This is a genomic window from Streptomyces calidiresistens (assembly GCF_014141525.1).
Taxonomy (GTDB): Bacteria; Actinomycetota; Actinomycetes; order Streptomycetales; family Streptomycetaceae; genus Streptomyces; species Streptomyces calidiresistens.
The window spans coordinates 1-6,723 of record NZ_VKHS01000244.1 but is presented as its reverse complement, the minus strand read 5'-3'; the positions used below and the strand labels follow the sequence as shown (position 1 = coordinate 6,723).

Genomic DNA, 6,723 nt, shown 5'->3' with positions numbered 1-6,723 from the left:
GTGTCGTCCCCACCGGTGGGCGCCGGCCCACCCGACCCGGAGCCGGCGCCCACCGGTGGGGACGACACGGCGCGGGGTGCCGGGGGCCGTGCCGCCCGGCGCGGATCCCGTCCCGGCCCGGCGCCGGAGGCGGAGCTGTCGGCGGACGACGCCCGCCGGATCGTGCTGCGCGCCCAGGGGCTGCTCGGCGCGCCCGACCACCGCGCCGGCGTGCACGGCATGCTGCGCAGGCTGGGCGCGGTGCAGTTGGACACCATCTCGGTGCTGGCCCGCTCGCACGAGCTGGTTCCCTACGCCCGCCTGGGCGCCGTCGGCAGACCCGCCGTGGAGGCCGCCTACTGGACCCCCGGTCACTCCTTCGAGTACTGGTCGCACGCGGCCTGCATCCTCCCCATCGAGGACTGGCCGCTGTTCGCCTTCCGCCGCCGGGCCCGGCGCGCCCGGGGATACCGGTGGCACGAGTTGGAGGACTCCGCCGCCGCCCTCTCCGCGGTTCGGGAGCGGCTCGCCGCCGAGGGGCCGCTGACCGCGACCGAGCTGGGCGGCGCCAAGCGCGGCGGCCCCTGGTGGGACTGGTCGCAGACGAAGATCGCGGTGGAGTGGCTGCTGGACGTCGGTGAGGTGGTCTGCCGCGAGCGGCGCGGTTGGAAGCGGGTGTACGAGCTCGCCGAGCGGGCCGTCCCCGGGGACCTGTTCCACGACGACCTCGACGACGAGGTCTGCGTGCGGGAGCTGGTGACCCGGGCGGGGCGGGCCCTGGGCGTGGGCACCGTCGCCGACCTGGCCGATCAACACCGCCTGTCCGTCGCCTCCGTCGCGCGGGCGCTGCCCGGGACCGACCTGGTGCCGGTGGCGGTCGAGGGGTGGCGGGAGCCGGCGTGGGCGGACCCGACCGCGCTGCGGGAGCCGGCGCGCGGGCGGCACCGCACCACCCTGCTGTCCCCCTTCGACTCCCTGATCTGGGATCGGCGCCGCACCGAGCGGATCTTCGGCATGGTGCACCGGCTGGAGGCCTACACCCCGAAGGAGAAGCGGGTCCACGGCTACTTCGCGATGCCGGTGCTCGCCGGCGGGCGGCTGATCGCCCGGGTGGACCCGGCCCGGGAACGCGGCGGGGTCCTGGTCGCCCGGCGGGTCGGTTTCGAGGGCACCCCCGCCGCCGCGTCGCGGTCGGCGCCGGCGGTGGCCGCCGCACTGCGCGAGGCCGCGGGGTGGGTGGGGGCCGAGCGGATCCGGGTGGAGCGGGTGGTCCCGGCCACCGCCGCGCCGCCGCTGGTGGAGGCCCTCGGGGAGGCGGCGGACCCCGTGCCGGGGGGCATCGGCTCCTGAGGCCGTCGCGGCGGGCGCCACCCCGGGGGTGGCGTCCGGCGCGCCGCCGGTCCCCGCATCGGCCCGGGCCCGGGGTCGCCGTTCACGCGGTCCCCGGGGCCGGTGGCCGCGGGGACCGGCGGGCCGGTCCCTCAACCGCCCCCGAGGTCGAGGATCTTCTCCCGCACCGCGTACACCACGGCCTCCATCCGGGAGTGCAGTTGCAGCTTCTCCAGGATGTTCCGGACGTGGTTCTTGACGGTGTTCTCGCTGATGTACAGGTCGCGGGCGATCTCCCGGTTGTTCCTGCCGGTGGCGACGAGCTTGAGCACCTCCAGCTCGCGGGCGGTCAACCGGGGCGCCGGCACGAGGCGTTGTTCCTCGCCCGTGCGCTGGACCATCGCCTTGAACTCGGTGAGCAGTTTCACCGCCATCGAGGGACTGATCTGGGACTGGCCGTCGGCCACGGCCCGGATCGCGGCGGTGACCTCGTCGGTGGAGATCTCCTTGAGCAGGTACCCCGTGGCACCCGCCTTGATCGCCTCGTAGAGGTCGGCCTCCTCGTCACTGATCGTCAGCATGATGATCCGTGCGCTGGGGGCCACCTCCTTGATCGCGGTACACGCCTCGATCCCGCCCCGGCGGGGCATCCGCACGTCCATCAGCACGATGTCCGGCAGCAGGTCGGCGGCCTCGCGCAGGGTGCGCGGCACGTGGCCGTCGGGGCCGGCCGGGGCGGAGTAGGCGTTTCCGGTGCAGGGGGCGGGCGGCTCCAGTTCCCGGTCCACGCCGTCCAGACCGGCCGCGATCATCCCGGCGACGGCCAGGTGGGGATTGACGTCGCCGCCCGGCACCCGGTTCTCCAGGCGCAGCCCCGGGCCGTGGCCGACCACCCGCAGGGCGCAGGTGCGGTTGTCCGGCCCCCAGGCCACGGCGGTGGGGGCGAAGGAACCGGGACGGAAGCGCTTGTAGGCGTTGATGGTGGGCGCGTACAGCAGGGAGAACTCCCGCAGCGAGGCGAGTTGACCGGCGAGGAAGGACCGCATGGTCCGCGACATGTCGTCGGGACCGGACCCGGGCCCGGTCGCGAAGACGGGGCGGCCGGCCTCGTCGCGCAACGAGAGGTGGATGTGGCAGGAGTTGCCCTCCCGCTCGTCGTACTTGGCCATGAAGGTCAGCGAGACCCCCTCGTCCGCGGCGATCTCCTTGGCCCCGGTCTTGTAGATCGAGTGCTGGTCGCAGGTGGTCAGGGCGTCGGCGTAGCGGAAGACGATCTCGTGCTGTCCGAGGTTGCACTCGCCCTTGGCCGACTCCACGACCATCCCGGCGCCGGCCATGCCGTTGCGGATGCGGCGCAGCAGGGGTTCGATCCGGCCGGTGCCCAGCAGGGAGTAGTCGACGTTGTAGCGGTTCACGGGGGTGAGCCGGCGGTAACCGGCCTCGCCGGCGGCCTCGTAGCTCTCCCGGAAGACCATGAACTCCAGTTCCGTGCCGACCAGGGCGGTCCAGCCGCGTTCGGCCAGCCGTTCGAGCTGACGGCGCAGGATGCCGCGCGGACAGGCCGCCACGGGCCGACCGTCGGGCCAGGCGAGGTCGGCGGTGACCATGGCGGTGGCCGGGTGCCAGGGGACCCGGCGCACGGTGGTCGCGTCGGGGTGGAGGACGAAGTCCCCGTAACCGGTCTCCCAGGAGGACATGGCGTAACCGTCGACGGTGTTCATCTCCACGTCCACCGCCAGCAGGTAGGCGCAGGCCTCGGTGCCGTGGCGGAGCACCTCGTCGAGGAAGTGCCGGGCGGCGAACCGCTTGCCCTGCAGGCGCCCCTGCATGTCGGTGAAGGCCACGACCACGGTGTCGATCTCGCCGAGATCGACCCGGGCCCGCAGTTCCTCGACGGAAAGCGGGGGTGTGCGGTCCGCTGGGGTCACGAGTGGGCCCTCCCGATCACTGCTGCCGGATGCCATAGGGTACGGGTGCCCGGGTCGGACCCCCGTCCATGCGCGCCGTGGGAGTCGGCATCGGGAAACCACCATCCGGGGGCGCGTGGCACCGCGGCGCGCCGGCGGCGGACCCACGGGAGCGTGATCGTGGAACGGCGGGAGGCCCCGGCCGCGGCGGCGGCACCGATGATCGGGGTGAGCACCTATCTGGAACCGGTGGTCCGGTGGGGCCCCTGGGAGCTGCCCGCCGCGCTGCTGCCCGCCGACTACCACCGGCTGGTGCAGCGGGCCGGCGGCACGGCCCTGCTGCTGCCGCCGGACCCCGCGCCGGGCGCGGCACGGGCGGTGGTGGAACGGCTGGACGGCATCGTGGTGGCGGGCGGTCCGGACGTGGACCCCGCCCGGTACGGCGCCGGCCGCGACCCCCGGACCGGCCCGCCCGCACCCGAGCGCGACGCCTGGGAGACGGCGCTGATCGCGGCCGCGCTGGAGGCCGACGTCCCGCTGCTGGGGGTGTGCCGGGGCATGCAGCTGATGAACGTGGTGCTGGGCGGAACGCTGATCCAGCACCTGGACGGCCACGTCGGCGCACCCGGCACCTGGGAATTCCATCCGGTGCGACCGGTGCCGGGCACCCGACTGGCGGAGTTGCTGGGCCCCGGGACCCCGGAGGTCGCGACCCATCACCACCAGGCGGTGGACCGGCTCGCCGAGGGCCTGGTGGTCGGTGCCCGGGCGGCGGACGGGACGGTGGAGGCGGTCGAGCTGCCCTCCGCCGGGTTCGCGCTGGGGGTGCAGTGGCACCCGGAGGCCGGGGAGGACCTGCGGCTGATGGAGGAACTGGTCGTCCGGGCCGCCGACCGACGGTCAGGGCTTCCCCGTCCCGGCGGGCGGCAGCGGGTCGAGGAGGGCGGCGCCCAGCCGTCGGGGCGCCTCCACCAGTGAGGGGCCGTACCAGGTGAGCGAGCGCCCGTCGACGAGGGCGGCGGGCAGTTCCGGGAAGGCCTCCGGCCCGTCGTCCGGTCCGAAGGCGTACGGCTCGTCGGGAAGGACCACCAGGTCGGCACCGGCGGCGCGCAGCGCGGGCAGCGGGAGGCGCGGGTAGCGCTCGGCGTGGTCCGCGAGGAGGTTGTGGGCCCCCAACCGGCCCAGCAGGTCCCCGGCGAAGGTGTCGCGCCCCAGCACCATCCAGGGACGGCGCCAGATCGGCACCACCACCCGGGCGTCGACCACCGGCCGGCACGCGTGCCAGTTCTCGCGGGCCTCCTCCCACCACCGGGGACGGGGCAGCCGGCAGCCGGCCACCAGGACCCGCTCCAGTTCGTCGAAGGCCTCCCCGAGGGTGCGGATCACGGTGACCAGGACGGTCAGGCCCGCGGCGCGCAGCGCCTCGATGTCGGCGGGGCGGTTCTCCTCCTCGTTGGCGACCACCAGGTCGGGGGCCAGGGCGAGGATCCGCGCCGGGTCGGGGTTCTTCGTCCCACCGATCCGCTCGGCCGCGAGGTCGGCGGGGTGGGTGCACCAGTCGGTGACGCCGACCAGGAGGTCGGGGGCGCCGGAGGCGATGGCCTCGGTGAGCGAGGGCACCAGGCTGACGACCCGGCGGGGCGCGGGGCCGGCCCGGCCGGCGCTCACCGGGCCGCCCCCGCCACGGCCGACGGCTCCGGAACGGCCCCCGGCGTGCACAACAGGGCCGGGCCGGTGACCACCAGACCGGTGGGATCGCCGGGCCGCACCTCCACCGCCCCCGCGTGACGCACCTCCACCGGGCGTTCCAGCCCGGCCACCCGCACGGTGACCACCGCGTCGTGGCCGTAGAAGTGGACGTCCTCGACCGTGCCGCCGACCGCCGTCCCCGGCGGGCGGAGGAGGAGTTGTTCGGGCCGCAGCAGCACCGTGACCGGGGTTCCGGGCCCCACGGGCCCCGCGGGGCCGGCCGAGGCGTCCCCGGGCAGCCGGATCTCGCCGAGCGGGGTGCCGGCGCGGTCCCCGGCGGCGCCCTCCACCGTTCCGGGCAGGACCACGGCGTCGCCGACGAACCGCGCGACCCGGGCGTCCACGGGATGGTGGTAGAGCCGGCGCGGATCGTCCTGCTGGACGACGCGGCCGTCGCGGACCACCGCCACGGAATCGGCGACGGACAGCGCCTCCTGCTGGTCGTGGGTGACCAGCAGGGCGGTGGCGCCGCCGGCCCGCAGGGCGGCGCGCACGTCCGCGCGCAGGCCGTGCCGCAGGGAACTGTCCAGGGCGTTGAAGGGTTCGTCGAGCAGCACGAGGGCGGGGCGGGGCGCCAGCGCCCGGGCGAGCGAGACCCGCTGCTGCTGACCGCCGGAGAGTTCGTGCGGCATCCGCCGGCCGTGCTCGGCCAGGCCCACCAGGTCGAGCATCTCCGCCACCCTCCGGCGTCGCTCGGCCCGGGAGAGGTCGGTGAGCCCGAAGGCCACGTTGCGGGCGACGTCCAGATGGGGGAAGAGGGCGCCCTCCTGGGCCACGATGCCCACCGCCCGTCGTTCCGGCGGAACGTGGGTGCCGGGTGCGGTGAGCACCCGCCCGCCGACGGTGACGGTGCCGGCGTCGGCCCGCAGGAACCCGGCGATCACCCGCAGCAGGGTGGTCTTGCCGCAGCCGGAGGGGCCGAGGACGGCGACCAGGTCGCCCGCTCCGGCGTGCAGGTCCAGACCGCGCAGGACGGGGCCGTCGGAGCCGTGGGACTTCACGAGGCCACGGACGCTCAGGTCGTTCACGAGCGGTGTCTCCCCAGGAGGTGGGCGGGAACGGCGGCGATGAGGATCAGCGCCAGGGCGTAGGGGGCGGCGGCCGCGTGGGCCTGGTTCTCGGTGTGGGTCCACAGGCGGGTGGCCAGGGTGTCCATGCCGCTGGGCCGCAGCAACAGGGTGAGCGGCAACTCCTTCATGATGACCACGAAGGTCAGGGCCGCGCCGGCGGCGACCCCGGGGGCGGCCAGCGGGAGGGTGACCCTCCGCAGCACGGAGAGCGGACCGTGCCCCAGCGACCGGGCGACGTCCTCCAGGACGGCCGGGGACTGCTGGACGGCGGTGCGCACCCCGGTGACGGCCAGGGGGAGGAAGAGCGCCGCGTAGGCGATCACCAGCAGGGGGTACTCCTGGTACAGGGGCCGGGCGTAGCGGACCGAGAGGAAGACGAAGGCCAGCGCGACGGTGATGCCCGGCAGCGCGTGGGCGGCGTACGACGCCTGTTCCAGCAGGCGGGAGGCGCGACTGCGGTACCTGGCGGCGATCACGCCCACCGGCAGGGCCAGGAGCGTGGTCAGCGCGGCCCCGGCGGCGGCGACCGCGATCGTGGACCAGGCGGTGGCGGCGAGCGCGGCGGGCTGCCAGGCCGCGGAGGAGCCGGTGACGATCCACCACACCAGGGTGCCGACGGGCAGCAGCAGCGCGGCGGAGGCGATCGTCGCGCACCAGAGCAGGGCGAGGGGGGCGAGGCGGCCCAGGGG

At 75.5% G+C, this 6,723-nt stretch carries 6 protein-coding genes; 2 read left to right on the top strand and 4 right to left on the bottom strand.

Features of this window, described 5'->3' with window-relative positions; translation table 11 throughout:
* Window positions 1–135 precede the first annotated feature (135 nt).
* Window positions 136–1,329, top strand: coding sequence for a winged helix-turn-helix domain-containing protein (locus FOE67_RS12235; RefSeq protein WP_228473810.1), 1,194 nt, complete (start codon window positions 136–138; stop codon window positions 1,327–1,329).
* 131 nt (window positions 1,330–1,460) lie between these two features.
* On the opposite strand, the gene FOE67_RS12230 is transcribed toward FOE67_RS12235, so the two are convergent.
* A complete protein-coding gene (locus tag FOE67_RS12230) occupies window positions 1,461–2,915 on the bottom strand; it encodes a LuxR C-terminal-related transcriptional regulator (RefSeq protein ID WP_228473809.1) in 1,455 nt (484 codons plus the stop codon).
* 519 nt (window positions 2,916–3,434) lie between these two features.
* Between FOE67_RS12230 and FOE67_RS12225 the strand changes: the two genes are divergently transcribed.
* Window positions 3,435–4,193, top strand: a complete 759-nt coding sequence (locus FOE67_RS12225; protein ID WP_182663489.1) for a gamma-glutamyl-gamma-aminobutyrate hydrolase family protein — start codon at window positions 3,435–3,437, stop codon at window positions 4,191–4,193.
* Here FOE67_RS12225 and FOE67_RS12220 read toward each other — a convergent pair.
* The 3 genes from FOE67_RS12220 to FOE67_RS12210 all read right to left on the bottom strand — a co-directional run.
* Complete coding sequence (locus FOE67_RS12220; protein WP_182663485.1) at window positions 4,116–4,883, bottom strand: helical backbone metal receptor; 768 nt, start codon at window positions 4,881–4,883, stop codon at window positions 4,116–4,118. The two genes, FOE67_RS12225 and FOE67_RS12220, sit on opposite strands and share 78 nt — an antisense overlap.
* A complete protein-coding gene (locus FOE67_RS12215; protein ID WP_182663483.1) occupies window positions 4,880–5,992 on the bottom strand; it encodes an ABC transporter ATP-binding protein in 1,113 nt (370 codons plus the stop codon). The genes FOE67_RS12220 and FOE67_RS12215 overlap by 4 nt, the downstream gene beginning before the upstream one ends.
* Window positions 5,989–6,723: ABC transporter permease (locus tag FOE67_RS12210; RefSeq protein WP_182663481.1), on the bottom strand; the 735-nt coding region annotated here is incomplete at its 5' end. The genes FOE67_RS12210 and FOE67_RS12215, both read right to left, overlap by 4 nt.